General features: G+C 37.1%; 15 protein-coding genes. 8 read left to right on the top strand and 7 right to left on the bottom strand.

The window, feature by feature from the left end; genetic code table 11:
* The first annotated feature begins 6 nt into the window (after window positions 1-6).
* Window positions 7-1,272, top strand: a complete 1,266-nt coding sequence (locus ACOMC3_RS06245) for a metallophosphoesterase (RefSeq protein ID WP_420318673.1) — start codon at window positions 7-9, stop codon at window positions 1,270-1,272.
* A gap of 157 nt (window positions 1,273-1,429) precedes the next feature.
* A complete protein-coding gene (locus ACOMC3_RS06250; protein ID WP_420318674.1) occupies window positions 1,430-2,749 on the top strand; it encodes a YhjD/YihY/BrkB family envelope integrity protein in 1,320 nt (439 codons plus the stop codon).
* Here the strand turns inward: ACOMC3_RS06250 and ACOMC3_RS06255 are convergent.
* From ACOMC3_RS06255 to ACOMC3_RS06270, 4 genes are read right to left on the bottom strand one after another with little or no spacing between them, the layout of a single operon-like run.
* The gene (locus ACOMC3_RS06255; RefSeq protein ID WP_420318675.1) at window positions 2,744-3,238 is read right to left on the bottom strand and encodes a thioesterase; all 495 of its coding nucleotides are present in this window, start codon (window positions 3,236-3,238) and stop codon (window positions 2,744-2,746) included. The two genes, ACOMC3_RS06250 and ACOMC3_RS06255, sit on opposite strands and share 6 nt — an antisense overlap.
* Window positions 3,222-3,746 carry a hypothetical protein gene (locus ACOMC3_RS06260; protein ID WP_420318676.1) on the bottom strand — a complete coding sequence of 175 codons (525 nt, stop codon included), beginning with the start codon at window positions 3,744-3,746 and terminating at the stop codon, window positions 3,222-3,224. Before ACOMC3_RS06260 ends, ACOMC3_RS06255 begins: the two co-directional genes overlap by 17 nt.
* A 16-nt stretch (window positions 3,747-3,762) precedes the next feature.
* Window positions 3,763-4,152 carry a DUF1987 domain-containing protein gene (locus ACOMC3_RS06265; RefSeq protein ID WP_420318677.1) on the bottom strand — a complete coding sequence of 130 codons (390 nt, stop codon included), beginning with the start codon at window positions 4,150-4,152 and terminating at the stop codon, window positions 3,763-3,765.
* Window positions 4,153-4,185: 33 nt separating this feature from the next.
* Window positions 4,186-4,749, bottom strand: coding sequence for a SiaB family protein kinase (locus ACOMC3_RS06270; RefSeq protein ID WP_420318678.1), 564 nt, complete (start codon window positions 4,747-4,749; stop codon window positions 4,186-4,188).
* Between the two features lie 399 nt (window positions 4,750-5,148).
* On the opposite strand from ACOMC3_RS06270, the gene ACOMC3_RS06275 reads away from it, so the two are divergent.
* From ACOMC3_RS06275 to ACOMC3_RS06285, 3 genes are read left to right on the top strand one after another with little or no spacing between them, the layout of a single operon-like run.
* On the top strand, window positions 5,149-7,050 hold the full coding sequence (locus tag ACOMC3_RS06275) for an ATP-binding protein (protein WP_420318679.1): 1,902 nt from the start codon (window positions 5,149-5,151) through the stop codon (window positions 7,048-7,050).
* A gap of 27 nt (window positions 7,051-7,077) precedes the next feature.
* The gene (locus ACOMC3_RS06280) at window positions 7,078-8,325 is read left to right on the top strand and encodes a response regulator (protein WP_420318680.1); all 1,248 of its coding nucleotides are present in this window, start codon (window positions 7,078-7,080) and stop codon (window positions 8,323-8,325) included.
* 7 nt (window positions 8,326-8,332) lie between these two features.
* A complete protein-coding gene (locus ACOMC3_RS06285) occupies window positions 8,333-8,572 on the top strand; it encodes a hypothetical protein (protein WP_420318681.1) in 240 nt (79 codons plus the stop codon).
* A gap of 28 nt (window positions 8,573-8,600) precedes the next feature.
* Here the strand turns inward: ACOMC3_RS06285 and ACOMC3_RS06290 are convergent, their stop codons facing one another.
* Complete coding sequence (locus ACOMC3_RS06290; protein ID WP_420318682.1) at window positions 8,601-10,532, bottom strand: SpoIIE family protein phosphatase; 1,932 nt, start codon at window positions 10,530-10,532, stop codon at window positions 8,601-8,603.
* 141 nt (window positions 10,533-10,673) lie between these two features.
* Here ACOMC3_RS06290 and ACOMC3_RS06295 point away from each other — a divergent pair, with 141 nt between their 5' ends.
* The gene (locus ACOMC3_RS06295) at window positions 10,674-11,117 is read left to right on the top strand and encodes a DUF302 domain-containing protein (RefSeq protein ID WP_420318683.1); all 444 of its coding nucleotides are present in this window, start codon (window positions 10,674-10,676) and stop codon (window positions 11,115-11,117) included.
* On the opposite strand, the gene ACOMC3_RS06300 is transcribed toward ACOMC3_RS06295, so the two are convergent.
* A complete protein-coding gene (locus ACOMC3_RS06300) occupies window positions 11,104-11,616 on the bottom strand; it encodes a DUF2911 domain-containing protein (RefSeq protein ID WP_420318684.1) in 513 nt (170 codons plus the stop codon). The genes ACOMC3_RS06295 and ACOMC3_RS06300 overlap by 14 nt on opposite strands.
* Before the next feature lie 135 nt (window positions 11,617-11,751).
* Here ACOMC3_RS06300 and ACOMC3_RS06305 point away from each other — a divergent pair, with 135 nt between their 5' ends.
* On the top strand, window positions 11,752-12,009 hold the full coding sequence (locus ACOMC3_RS06305; RefSeq protein ID WP_420318685.1) for a hypothetical protein: 258 nt from the start codon (window positions 11,752-11,754) through the stop codon (window positions 12,007-12,009).
* On the opposite strand, the gene ACOMC3_RS06310 is transcribed toward ACOMC3_RS06305, so the two are convergent.
* Window positions 12,006-12,374: a DUF3127 domain-containing protein gene (locus tag ACOMC3_RS06310; protein WP_420318686.1), complete on the bottom strand. Its 369-nt coding sequence runs from the start codon at window positions 12,372-12,374 to the stop codon at window positions 12,006-12,008. The genes ACOMC3_RS06305 and ACOMC3_RS06310 overlap by 4 nt on opposite strands.
* A gap of 175 nt (window positions 12,375-12,549) precedes the next feature.
* Here ACOMC3_RS06310 and ACOMC3_RS06315 point away from each other — a divergent pair, with 175 nt between their 5' ends.
* Complete coding sequence (locus ACOMC3_RS06315; RefSeq protein ID WP_420318687.1) at window positions 12,550-13,023, top strand: DUF2452 domain-containing protein; 474 nt, start codon at window positions 12,550-12,552, stop codon at window positions 13,021-13,023.
* The last annotated feature ends 54 nt before the right edge of the window (window positions 13,024-13,077 follow it).

The raw sequence follows: 13,077 nt of genomic DNA on the forward strand, positions 1-13,077 counted from the left end.
CGCTAAATGCGGGAGATTTTTTTTGAGATGAGTCGTATTTATTTCGTTTTCTTTCTAGTTTCTATTTATCTGGTATTAGACATTTATGTCTTTGTTGCTGTTAAATCATTATCTGAGAGTTTGAGCCCTGCATGGAGAAAAACTTTATGGATCTCATACTGGGTTCTTAGCATTGGTTCCTTGGTAGGGGTTTTGTTGTACAGACAGATCGATCCCAAGATATTTCAGAACCTAAGACTCTACATTACTACTTTCTTTTTTGTTTTATTCATTGGGAAGCTATTTACTACGGTCTTCTTATTACTTGATGATATAAGAAGAGGAGTAACATGGTTAGTCAACATATTTCCATTCATCGAAGAAGATCATTCCACCTCCCGATCTGATTTCATGCAAAAGTCAGCACTGATTGCAGGTGCAATTCCAATTGCTACGATGAGCTTTGGGGTTATTTCAGGAGCTCATGATTATAGGGTTCGGAAAAGAGTGGTCTATTCACCCAATTTGCCAAAAGCATTTGACGGAATTCGTGTAGCACAGATCTCAGATATTCACACGGGAAGTTTTTTTAATAAAACGGCCGTTGAGGGAGGTGTGGATATGCTTAATGCTCAAAAACCCGATATCGCATTTTTCACGGGTGATCTTGTAAATAATAGAAGCGAAGAGGCGAAAGATTATCTTGATGTTTTCAAAAAGGTAAATGCTCCTCTAGGAGTTTATTCTGTGATGGGCAATCACGACTATGGTGATTATACCGAATGGTCGTCCGAAGCAGCCAAACAGAAGGATATCAAAAATATCCATGAAATGCATGCCTACATGGGTTACGATTTGCTTTTGAATGAAAACCGAACGCTTAAAGTAGATGGTGAGGAAATTGCGATTCTCGGATGTGAGAACTGGGGCGCAGGCAGATTTTCAAAATATGGAGATATGTCCAAAACCATTATTGGAGCGGAAGAAAAACCATACAAGATTCTAATGTCTCATGATCCTAGTCATTGGGACGCACAGATTCGACAAGAATATAAAGACATTGATCTTATGCTCGCCGGTCATACACATGGTATGCAATTTGGAATTGAAATTGGTGATTTTAGATGGAGTCCAGTTCAATATCGATATAAACAATGGGCCGATCTTTACCAGGCGGGAAATCAATCGTTGTATGTAAATAGAGGATATGGATTTATCGGTTACCCGGGAAGAATAGGTATTCTACCAGAAATTACGATTCTGGAGTTAAAGAGATCTAGCATAGGGGTGTAGCTATTAAAGTTGTTATTAGTTATATCTTCATGTCATAGGATGATAGGTGATTTTTACAGGTGATTAGGTGAAAAAGGGGTGCTAACCCCTTTTTCTTTTTACAGCGCAGATACCAAGTGCCCTTTTTCTTTTTATCTTTTCGCCAAAATCACAGTGGATGACTAAGAAACTGAATCAAATTCAGCGGTTTATTGAAATAGATTTGTGGCGGATTAAGCTAAAGTCTCTCCCCAAAAGGAAGAGATATCTCTACGGCTTTATACGAGTATGGGTCATCGCTATAAAGGAGTTCATCCACGATAAGTGTGCTGAAAAAGCTTCAGCTTTGACATATTTTTCAATGCTTTCACTTGTACCTGTCATCGCCATGGTGGTAGCGATCGCAGAGGCTTTCGGAATCAGAAAGCTGATGGATGAGGAGCTCAACAAGTACTTTACAGGGCAGGAAGAAATTCTTGAAAATGTCCTTTCATTTGCGGATAAAATGCTCAATGAAGCCAGTGGTGGCATTATCACAGGAATATCCATTGTGATATTAATATTCACAGTAATTCGTTTGTTAATGAATATTGAAGCAGCTTTTAATGATATGTGGGATATCAAAAAAAGCAGAAGGTGGGAACGGAAAGTATCTGACTATGTCGCAGTAATTCTTCTTGGACCAATTTTATTAATCGTTGCGAGTAGTGCTACTCTATTTGTGAAGGACACCATTCAGCAGTTCATTTCTCAAATGGAATTTTTGGGCCAGTTACGTTCTGGTATTATTTTCCTGCTAAAACTGCTTCCATACACATTACTCTGGTTATTGCTTTTTGGGCTATATCTCATCTTCCCCAATACACGTGTAAAATTATGGCCTGCATTAGCTGCAGGTATAGTAGCTGGAACATTATATCAGCTGAACCAACAAGCATTTATATCCGTTCAGTTTGCTTTTTCAAAGTACGATGCGATATATGGTAGCATCGCTTTTCTTCCTTTATTTTTAATCTGGCTCCAGATTAGTTGGTTGATTGTTTTGTTTGGAGCTGAGGTTTGCTATGGTATTCAATACATTGATCAGTGGGAGATGAATTCTGAGAAATTAAAACTCAGTTTAAGCCACCGTAAAAAGTTGATGTTGCTTCTCTTATATCGAGTGATTAAGAAATTCGAAAATAAGAAGGGACCGATGACCCTCAATGAATTGGCAAGTATGATCAATGTACCACGTAGATACGTTGTTGATATCTGCTATGATTTAGAAAAATCTGAATTGATCACTAGAATAGATTCTGAAGATGTGGCTTATCAACCTAGTTTTGATATTCATAAAATGGACATGCACACTGTTTTGGAGCGATACGAACAGCAAGGCATGAAAGATTTTGACCCACGAAAATCTAAAGCTTTTCAAAGCATAGAGGATAGGCTTGAAAAAATAGAAGATCAATGGAAATCTGGTCAGACAAATATCCTTTTAAAGGATCTATGATTCTCGTTGTTTGAAAGACCAGGTAAATTCAAATTCAGAAACAATAGTCCCATCTTTCATTTTCCCTATAGTCTTAAAAGTCGCCTGAGTAGCTTCACCGGTCTCTATACATTTTTCTACTGCCTCAAATGCATTTGCACCGTCATCACACGTGAAATAAACTCTATCAGTCGCCTTTTTTGAAAAGGAAGCCTTAAGGTCTACAATTATAAATGCAACAGAGGGTTTTTTACCAGTTATGGCTAGTAGACATGGAGTTGCAGTTGAAAGTTCTGCAGCCATGCTCTGAACTGCAAAGTAGGTTGACTTAAAAGGGTTTTTGGTTAGGTACTTAAATGGAACGGATGTGGTACATGATTCCCTGCTAAGTTTTCTAACCCTCAATCCTGCAATCCACCCCATTGGCAGACTTCTGATTAAGAATAGCGGAAATTTAAATCCGCTGGTAACTTGTCGTGCAAGTTTTAGCTGTTTAGGATTTAGAGACATCCACTATATTGTTTTGCTCGTTTGCAAGAATTTTCTTTTTCTCCTTATTCATGAAGTAGCTCTCAAGAGCACCTTCAGAGAATTTTACTAGCATAAATAATAATCCTAGAATACCAAGGCTGACAAATTGAGTATCAAAGTATTCATCAATAATCGGTTCTAAAAGGACTTGTTCCAGAATGAACAGAACCACAGCAACTGTAAAAAGGATCGTTGATGCTCGCCTGCCTACCTTGGCTTTGGCAAGCTGATCTACAGTGTCAGCGAGCTGTACGTTTTTATCTTTAATTTCTTCGTTTTGCTCACGAATTTGCATGTTTGCATTATCGAGCTTCTTCTGAAGACGATCAGAAACTCGTGTGATAACTTTTGCTTGAGCAACCAGTTCTTCATACTCATCTGAAAAGTCATCCAAATCTTCTTTATAGATTGCATGTGTTTCAATCTTTGATCTGAATCTTCTCAGACTTTCAATTTCATCATGATAAAGCTCCTGGTTAGTATTCATTGATATTTATATGCGATCACATATCGTCTTCTTCTATTTCGTAAAAATTGAAATCTAAATCCAGCAGATCACTATAATCTTCACCTGCTTCCATCATATCCTCATCTCCTTCTTCATAGTACCAATTTATCGTGATCGTCCTACCACTAGCTTCAATTCTACTTAATCGTTTGAAAACATCAAAGAGACATTTAGACGAGCTTGTATTAAAGTATTCAAATGCAATATTAACAGTAAATTCCTGACCACCGGAAACAGCATATTCATCAAGGTTTTCTAAGACACGCTGATAAAACTGAATTGAATTTTCAGGACTTGATCTTCCTTTCATTTCTAACAAACCTTCATCAGGATCAAAGTTGATCAGTGGGGTTGTCCTTGTTGGTTCGATGAATACTTTTTCCATAAATCTCTCCGGTTTGTGGTTATACTGTGTGGTCTACGCTTCTAATCTTGGTAATCTAATTTGAAAAGTAAAATAGCTTACCTTGTCAGTTACAGGTTGAAATTTGTATCTCAACTTCTGACCACCGGTCTTTCTGGCTATATCTATAAAGCCCAATCCTCCTGTACCCTTATCGGAAAACTCTTGCTCTGCAAGCACACGCTTATAAAGTGCTCTAAGTTCATCGGCATCAACCGCATTAATATCATCAAGTCTCTTTTGAATTTCTTTTGTCTTGTCAGACGGAATATAATTACCTGTTTGAAGGCTATAAAACCTTTTCCTTGCTGAGATCATGATAAGTGCAGAGTTGGAATCATAGCTGCTTACTTTCATGTCATCTGCATTCACTTCATCCAGGTGGTAATACAAGTTTTGGATACATTCTGTAGCAACGTTATAAAACTTCTTTTTCACCTTCCTGTTCTCCTCTAATTCCTCTAATCTTTCTTCCAATGTCCCTATCATGGCAGTCACCAGGTCAAAGGTTAATTCACCTTTGAACATTAGAATAATATTTTGATCGTATATGTTTTTATAACTCCTCAGATAATCCATAAATAGGGGTAATTTTCTTTGGGCTGGAAAAGTAAGAACTTATGACTAATTAAACCAAATGTTTAATCGCCTAAAACTTCTTCGTGAGTATCAATTGATTAAGGTTACAGCAATCCAGCACAAATATTCTATTCACAAAGCTATGTTCTTTATAAGACTTGACGAAAATTTAACGGTACGCAAAGTTGGTTTTCTTTATTACTTTAGTATAGGTAGTCAATGCTCAAATGATCTTAGGTAATATAATTAGGCGGTTCTAATGGAAAATCTGTATAAAAATGTAATATTTCCAATAAACGTTTTTTTGCTATAGATTTGAGGGACTTGCTAATAGGATTTTTTTAATTCAATGGCAGTATAGATTAACTAGTTAAGAGTTTAACCAACTATGTCTAAGGTATGTTAAAGAAGGATTTATATGCCAATGTTTATATTTTAACCGCATTGGTTTTGATTGGAGCGATTGCGTATTACGTATTTGTTCTGCAAAAAGAAATTAAAGACTCATTCAATCAAGACCCACGAATCGTTCAAGTTTCTGCTGATCAGGCAGCTATGGGGCAACAGATTGTAAAGTCAGCTGTGGGGATGGGGTATGCCAGAAATCAAGCTCAGTTTGATTACTTCAAAAAAGAACTTAGGAGAGTTTATCCTCAATGGGTAAAAGGACACCAGGCACTAATTCAAGGTGACCAGGATTTGAATATATCACAACCGTCTCAGTCGGATGAATATGTAGCACTACAAGATGAACTAAAGTTCTTGTTTTTTGACATGAACAGTAACACTCGTAATGCGCTGGATGCCTCATTCAGTATGGACGAATCGAACATCAATAGGCTGTCATTGAGAAAGGCCATAAGTGGCTTGATCAATTCGGTTGACAAATACGAAGAAGGCGTAGATAAGATCACGAATTATTTTGTAGATAATGCGCAAAACAGAGGGGCCAGTATTGGCCTGGCTGAATATGTAGGGTTTTCAATTTTCATTGGTATATTCTTGGTTCAAGGATTTTTCATCTTTAGACCGCTTGTGAAGCTTGCCAGTGAAAACTATTTATCTGCAAACAAGGCCTTTGTGAAAGTTAAAAAATCTGAGCAGCAGCTGAAGATTAACTTCCAGAAGCAGAAACTAATTAACAAGAAACTATTCCTGTCTCGAAAAGAGCTTGAAGAGAAAAACAATAAACTCAAAGAGTCAGAGGCCAAGCTACTCAAATCATCCGAAGAGCAAATCAAGATTAATGAACGATTAATTGCCGCTCAGGATGAGTTGAACCTCGCGTATAAGAAATTACAAGATTCTGAGGTTGAAATCAGAGAGCTTGCTGATAAGCAACTTCAGGATAATGAAAAGCTATTCCTTGCAGAGAAAAAGCTACAATCACTACTTGAAAACGAGCAGAAATCAAAAGAAGAATTGGCAAATGCGCTTTCTTCATTGAAAGGTGCTCAGTCACAATTGGTGCACTCTGAGAAGATGGCATCACTTGGACAATTAACTGCCGGTATTGCACACGAGATTAATAATCCAATTAACTTTATTTCCAGTGGAATGGTATCATTGAAGATGTCAATTGAAGCCATGAGGGAAATATCAGAAGAGTATACACGACTAGATGATGGCGATGATCCGGAGGATGTACTAGAGGCAGTGAAAGAACTCAAGGAAGAGCACGAGTATGATGAAATCGTAGATGAGCTGGATGATTTAATTAATGACATCAATTATGGTGTTCAGCGAACAATTGAGATTGTCAAAGGGCTTAGAGTATTCTCCAGACTTGATGAAGAAGAAGCTAAGAATGCCAACATTAACGAAAACATTGACGCAACCTTAACCCTTCTTAGGAATAAGACAAAGGGTAAAATCGAGATCACTAAGCATTACGATGAAAGTATGCATGATATTGAGTGTTATCCAGGTCAGCTTAATCAGGTTTTCATGAATATACTCAACAATGCTGTTCAGGCAATGCCGGAAGAAAAGAAGGATGCTGAAATCACGATTTACACGGAAGAGGCAGACAATGAAGTATTTGTTCGAATTAAGGATAATGGTGTTGGTATTCCTGAAGAAATTAAAAACCGAATTTGGGAACCATTCTTCACTACTAAGGAGGTAGGTGTAGGTACAGGTTTAGGAATGTCCATTACATACGGTATTATAGAAAAACACGGCGGTAAGATTGAACTAGCGAGCGAAGTTGGTAAGGGAACAGAGTTTGTCATTACCTTGCCTAAGAAGATCACCCCGATCAAGCAGAAAGAGGATAAAGAGGTAGCTGAAAGTAATTAAAATTGATAACATTAGACCAAGGGCAGGATGGAAGAGATTCATGACCAGCAACAAATTGATAGACCAACACAGAAAAAAAAGTTCTCATTACTATATGTAGATGATGAGGCAACTAACCTTCGTGTGTTTAAGGCTAATTTTCGAAAGTTTTTTAATGTCCACACTTCAACAAACCCAATTGAAGCCATAGACATTTTAAATCAAGAAGAGATTCAGGTAATCGTTACAGATCAACGAATGCCCGAGATGACTGGCACACAGTTTCTTGAAAAAATACTTCCTGATCATCCCGATGTTATCAAAATTATACTTACTGGATTTACTGATATAGAAGCCATTAAGGATGGAATAAATAGATGTGGAATTTTTAAGTACATCACTAAACCATGGAACTTTGAGGAGATGAAAGGCGTGCTTGAAAGAGCAATTGAAACCTATCAACAGGCAGCTGAAAGTGAGGAACACATCAAGGAGTTGGAGGACAGTAATGTTGAACTTGAAAATAGGGTTCAAGCAAGAACTGAAGAACTTAATAAAATCAATAAAAGGTTAATAGATAGTATTAGATACGCTGGTTTACTTCAGCAATCGATGCTTCCTAATGACAGATACCTTAGCCGTCAGTTTAAGGATCACTTTGTAATTTTTGAAACCAAGTACTTGTTCAGTGAGGAGTTTGTATGGACGACAAGACTAAACTTTAGGTCAGAAGATTATACTGTTGTTTCCCTAATCGAATTTGATGGTAAAGGGATAGTGGGCGCACTAAAGACATTAATTGCAGATTCTGTTCTCAATTACCTGACCCACGACAGAAAAATCTTTCATTCAGGTGAAATAATAAATGAACTAAAATACGAATTGGATGCTGCTGGATCGGATGAGCTCCAATGTGATGTAAAAGTTTCTGTAGCAGTATTTGATCATAATGCAAATACATTACAATTTAGCGGTATCAATCAGGATATGATTGTTTTTAATGGTCAAAAGTCTACCTTATTGAAAGGCGATGATGGTGATCATTACGACGATCCTATTGCTGATAAAATTGGAATAGAACCAGAGGCGTCATATTACATGTATTCCAATGGTTACTATAATCAGGTTAATGAAGATGGGGTGAAGTTTTCATATGAGAAGTTTGAAGAAATGCTTAAGTCGATTCAGGGGAAACCTATGGGTGAGCAGAGAGAGTTCTTAATGAATACTTTGCAGACCTGGAAGTCTGGAACTAGCTTAAATGATGATATCTCCATCATTGGATTTAAACTCTAATATTTGGATGGCTACAAAAGCAAGCAGTTTTAAGAATTGGTGCACTCAAAATATCAGTCCTCAATCATGGACGAGGATATGTCTTAGATCAGTAGATGCTATCAGATCTAAAGGCCATACCCTGAAAGAAATGGAAGATCTTGATCCTGATATTGAAATGGATGATGAGCTGCTGGATTCACTCAATGTTTCGTTATCTCAGCTCTATGAGATGACTGTCAACGAAGATATTTTAGCTCCACTTTAGTGGAGTTTTTATTTATCTCAACTCAAACTTATTTTACCTCAAAACCAAGCACGCAGACATCATCGGTTTGACTGGTATTTTTAGACCAATCTCTAAAAGTGCTTTCAATAATTTTTTGCTGCTCAAGAATAGGCTTGTTGGATGATTGCTCGATCAGTTTATTGAAATTCTTAGACATGAACTTTTTGTCAAAGTCACCTCCAAATTGATCTTGGAATCCATCTGATGATAGGTATATTCTATCCTTAACATCAAGCTGAATTACATCTTTGCTTAATTGGGCATGTACTTCTTGTTCATCTCCTTCAATACCTCCAACCATCTGACGAGGTGTTTTATAAATAGTCAATTTCTCACTCCCATGTTTCATAATTCTGAGCGGTATTCCAGCACCGGCAAATTCCATTTTCAATGTATCGAGATCAATGACACAAATACCGATCTCCATTCCATCTCGATTCACCTCTTCTGTTTCCCTTTGCAATTCAAATTTGATCACTTTGTCCAGTCTGGAAATGATTTTCTTAGGGTCAAGGTAATTTTGGTAGTAAACAATGTTAGTTAGCTGGTTACTACCCATAATCGACATAATTGCTCCTGGTACTCCATGTCCGGTACAATCACCACAAGCAACGATCATATATTCATTATTGCCTCTTCGAACTCTTTCAAACCAATAAAAGTCTCCTCCAATGATATCTTTTGGTTTGTAGGTCACAAAAGATTCTGGGAAAACTCCTCTAAGAGTGCCGATTGGAGGTAGAGTAGATCGCTGAATTCTCTCAGCATAGCTTATACTATCCCTGATTTGAGACGATACTTGCATCAGCTGATTCTTCTGCATCTCAATCTGAGTCTTTTGATCAATGAGTTGCTTGTTGGTTTGACGTTGCTCTTCTATTTGTCCAATGAGACTCTGAGAAGTATTCGCCATTTGTTTCGCAAGTTTCCCGATTTCATCCTTCGATCCTGTAGGAAGCTCAACATCAAGATTCCCTTTACTAAGCTCCTCAGCTGCATTACTAAGCTTCACGATAGGTTTCACGAAGATATTGGCAGCAATTAGTGAGAGAATAATTGCCAATATTATTACTGGTAATACAGCTAAGAGTATCTGGGATCGAATTTGAGTAAGAGGTGCATAAGCACGTTCTTTTGGAATACTAAGTATTAAGATCCAATCATTTCCCTCGAAAGACAAGTAGTTGGTTTCACGGGTGACAAAATATAATGCATCTTCCGTCTCAAGGAAATTAACCCCCGGTTCATTTAAAGGGGATATGAGATTGAACTGACTGTATTGAGCAGTTAGAATACTCGATGGGTTAGTATTTGAGTATAGAATTTTACCTTCATTGTCAATTAAATGAATATCCAGATTTCTAGAGGTATCTGCACTTAGTGAATATTCCCCAACAATTTTATAAAGCTCATCAACCAGTATTCTCCCTACCAAAACACCAACTTGTTGGTTCAAATCATCATAAACTCGCGAAGCGAAGTGCATCACCACTCGTCCAACAGAAACAGATTTAGATACATTTACCGTCACATCTTGTCCGGATTCAAGTTTTGCCCAATAACTATCATTGGGATGCTGTTTACCAATTGAAATTCGTTTACTGTCAGCAATTCTTATCCTGTCATTGTTAAAAAAGGAAAATGAGTAATAAAGACTATTTAGATTTTCTAACTCTTGTAATCTTTCGGTGAGTAATTCGGGATCAACACCAGCATCAACAAAGTATGGGTTGCGGGCCGCCATTTTAATATCATTCAGTCTGGAAAACATGAATCTTCCAATATCTGAACTAATCCCTTTGGATTGCTGAGTCATACTCGTTACAATCTCTTCCTTTAAAGTCTGTTCTACTTTTTGATCTGCGAAAAATGAAAGTACACCTGCGGTAAATAGAACAAGGAAAAGACAAAGTATGGTGAGTTTGGCATATATGTTCATAAATCGGGTTTATCCGTTAGGGCAGTAAAAATAATCCATTCCTAGCGCTAATCTATGAGATAAATTTAATAACTCCATTTACTTGCTGAAGGCTTTGTTGCTTTGAACACATTATATTAGTGTCATCAAATAATTTGTTTTATGAAGCGTCTACTATTCGCCCTATTATTTATTGCTTCACTGAGTTTGAGCGCCCAGAATCTTACAACCTATCGCAGTAACAAATCTGTAGATGAAACTGTCGATCGATTAATCGAGGTAATCAAGCAGAAAAAACTTGCCTATTTCGAAACCGTCGAACATGATAAAGTGGCAGAGGAATACGGAGTAAAAATTCCTCCGACAAGAATGATATTGTTTGAAGATCCGAACCTAATGATCGAGTTGATCTCATGTAGGCAGACTACCGCTTTAGATCTTCCTATGAAGATTCTGGTTTGGGAGGAAAACGGTGATGTTTATATAGGCTTCTTTGATCCTAAAGTGATGAAGAAGAGATTTTTGCTTCATGAATGTGATGATATCATTACAAGCATGTCTCGATTAAAAGTGAGAGTGGTGAATGAAGTACTCAAGGATGGTTAGTAAATGGAATTGCCCATCTTACTTTATCCCATCTAAATTTAAGAGAATCATCTGCGAAATAGAAAAGCATTCTTTCTTGTGACTGATCAGCATATTTCGGACGCACCTTAATTCTTAGGACGTCCAAAGAGTCTTTATAATTATAGCTGCCCCATTGTTCCCATTCTTTATTGAATATGATTGTCCACTCTTGTTCATTAGGTATGGAGAATAGTGAATACTTGCCGCTATCGAGAAGAACGCTATCTACTTTTACGGCTCCATCAATGGAAATATAAGTGGCATCATTTGCTCCGGTTCTCCACATAACTCCATAAGGGACTAAAAAATCTTGCCCTGCTCCAAAAATTTCTCTATTCTTCACACCAGGACTACTAAACTCAATGTAAGCATTAACCCCATTAATAAATGTGCTGTCAGTTCTTAAAGGTGATGGTCTTCGCTGAGGATCAGCATTGCAGCCCATCATTAAAAGCAAGAAAATCCAATTCACAGGCATGAATGAATTTGAACAAAAAAATGTCCGAAATTGAAAATTGTACTTCATTAGGTTAGACGATAACGATCTGAATAATAGTAGGTTACAGATTTAGGTATATTATTTGCCAGTTTGAAGATATAAACTATTAATCACATGGGAATAATTGGAATTGAAATACCCCAACTTAACGAAGAACAAGATATTGAAGTTGAAGTTCGAGTCAATGGAATTAAGAAACAATATCAATATCGGGTTGAAATCTTTCATTGGGATGATTGCCCATATCCAACAGAAGATAGAGTGGAATGTATTCGTCAGCTAGTCAATGGATATGACAAAAATTGGGATCTGGCTCACCTCGGTTTACCGACTGACGATTACATTCCAATTACTTTCAGAAAGAAACGCTAGAAAGGCAAGTCGTCATCTTTCGAGAAATCTTCCTTTGCCCATTCTTGAGTGGTTGGAGGAGGAGTTTCATTACTGGCACCACTGCTGGATTTAGTATCTACTCTCCATGCTTGTAGACTGTTAAAGTATTTTACCTGTCCTTGTGGGTCTGTCCATTTCCTTCCCTTTAGATTAAAGTTTACGGTTACATCATCTCCAACGTTCACAGAATCTAACTGATCACAATTACTTTGTATCAATTCGAACTTGATAAATTCAGGGTATTGTGGATTCTCCGCAAACTCTAATATGAATTCACGTTTTTTAAACGTGTCATTAATGTTTTGTGTGTCGAATTTCTCTACGATTTTACCTTCTACTATCATATTATTTTTAAACTATTATTCAACTTTGATGGTTCAAGAATGCAAGTATGACAAAGTCTAAGAAATATTTCCTGATTGGAGTAATCATTTTTATTGTCATAATGGTTTTTATTGTAATTGACATTAGTCAAAGAACAAGAGCGCCATGGAACAAAGACAAACATGAACTTAACGAATGAGCAAAAATAAGGTAGATATTGCCCAAATAGATTTAGAAAAGGAAAAAGAAAAGATTACTGATATACCCGGCCTTATTGAATATGCCCATCATGCTGGAAGTGCCATCATTAAACCTGAGGATAAAGGGCGAATCAAAGGAACTGCAGTATCAGCCATGCATGACCAAACGGATAGGCAATTCAGGCAGCTTTATGAACAAATGCAGACCCTGATAGAGCAGGCAAAATACCTGCAGGATAGAGTAGCAGTTTCTGAACGTATTTATATGGCTAATGTCCCTTTTCAGCCGGTCATCGGCAAAATCTATTATTTGTATAGGAAGAAAAATGGTACTGACTTACTATCTATGGTAAGTCCAGATGAGTGGGGTAAATCATTCCCTTACGCTTCATTTGAAGCTGAAGTGCGTTTACTTTCAGATCATACCTGGGAGATTGTGAAGACAAATAATGATGAATTTAATTATTGAACCAACTTATTTCATTTGCAGAAATCTAGTTGGACAGATTAATCCGTTTATAAG

The sequence above is a fragment of the Ekhidna sp. genome (assembly GCF_965212185.1).
Taxonomy (GTDB): domain Bacteria; phylum Bacteroidota; class Bacteroidia; order Cytophagales; family Cyclobacteriaceae; genus Ekhidna.

Coding starts and splice junctions, on each gene's coding strand:
- ACOMC3_RS06245 (WP_420318673.1), top strand. CDS start 7: ATGCGGGAGATTTTTTTTGAGATGAGTCGTATTTATTTCGTTTTCTTT.
- ACOMC3_RS06250 (WP_420318674.1), top strand. CDS start 1,430: ATGACTAAGAAACTGAATCAAATTCAGCGGTTTATTGAAATAGATTTG.
- ACOMC3_RS06255 (WP_420318675.1), bottom strand. CDS start 3,238: ATGTCTCTAAATCCTAAACAGCTAAAACTTGCACGACAAGTTACCAGC.
- ACOMC3_RS06260 (WP_420318676.1), bottom strand. CDS start 3,746: ATGAATACTAACCAGGAGCTTTATCATGATGAAATTGAAAGTCTGAGA.
- ACOMC3_RS06265 (WP_420318677.1), bottom strand. CDS start 4,152: ATGGAAAAAGTATTCATCGAACCAACAAGGACAACCCCACTGATCAAC.
- ACOMC3_RS06270 (WP_420318678.1), bottom strand. CDS start 4,749: ATGGATTATCTGAGGAGTTATAAAAACATATACGATCAAAATATTATT.
- ACOMC3_RS06275 (WP_420318679.1), top strand. CDS start 5,149: ATGTTAAAGAAGGATTTATATGCCAATGTTTATATTTTAACCGCATTG.
- ACOMC3_RS06280 (WP_420318680.1), top strand. CDS start 7,078: ATGGAAGAGATTCATGACCAGCAACAAATTGATAGACCAACACAGAAA.
- ACOMC3_RS06285 (WP_420318681.1), top strand. CDS start 8,333: ATGGCTACAAAAGCAAGCAGTTTTAAGAATTGGTGCACTCAAAATATC.
- ACOMC3_RS06290 (WP_420318682.1), bottom strand. CDS start 10,532: ATGAACATATATGCCAAACTCACCATACTTTGTCTTTTCCTTGTTCTA.
- ACOMC3_RS06295 (WP_420318683.1), top strand. CDS start 10,674: ATGAAGCGTCTACTATTCGCCCTATTATTTATTGCTTCACTGAGTTTG.
- ACOMC3_RS06300 (WP_420318684.1), bottom strand. CDS start 11,616: ATGCCTGTGAATTGGATTTTCTTGCTTTTAATGATGGGCTGCAATGCT.
- ACOMC3_RS06305 (WP_420318685.1), top strand. CDS start 11,752: ATGGGAATAATTGGAATTGAAATACCCCAACTTAACGAAGAACAAGAT.
- ACOMC3_RS06310 (WP_420318686.1), bottom strand. CDS start 12,374: ATGATAGTAGAAGGTAAAATCGTAGAGAAATTCGACACACAAAACATT.
- ACOMC3_RS06315 (WP_420318687.1), top strand. CDS start 12,550: ATGAGCAAAAATAAGGTAGATATTGCCCAAATAGATTTAGAAAAGGAA.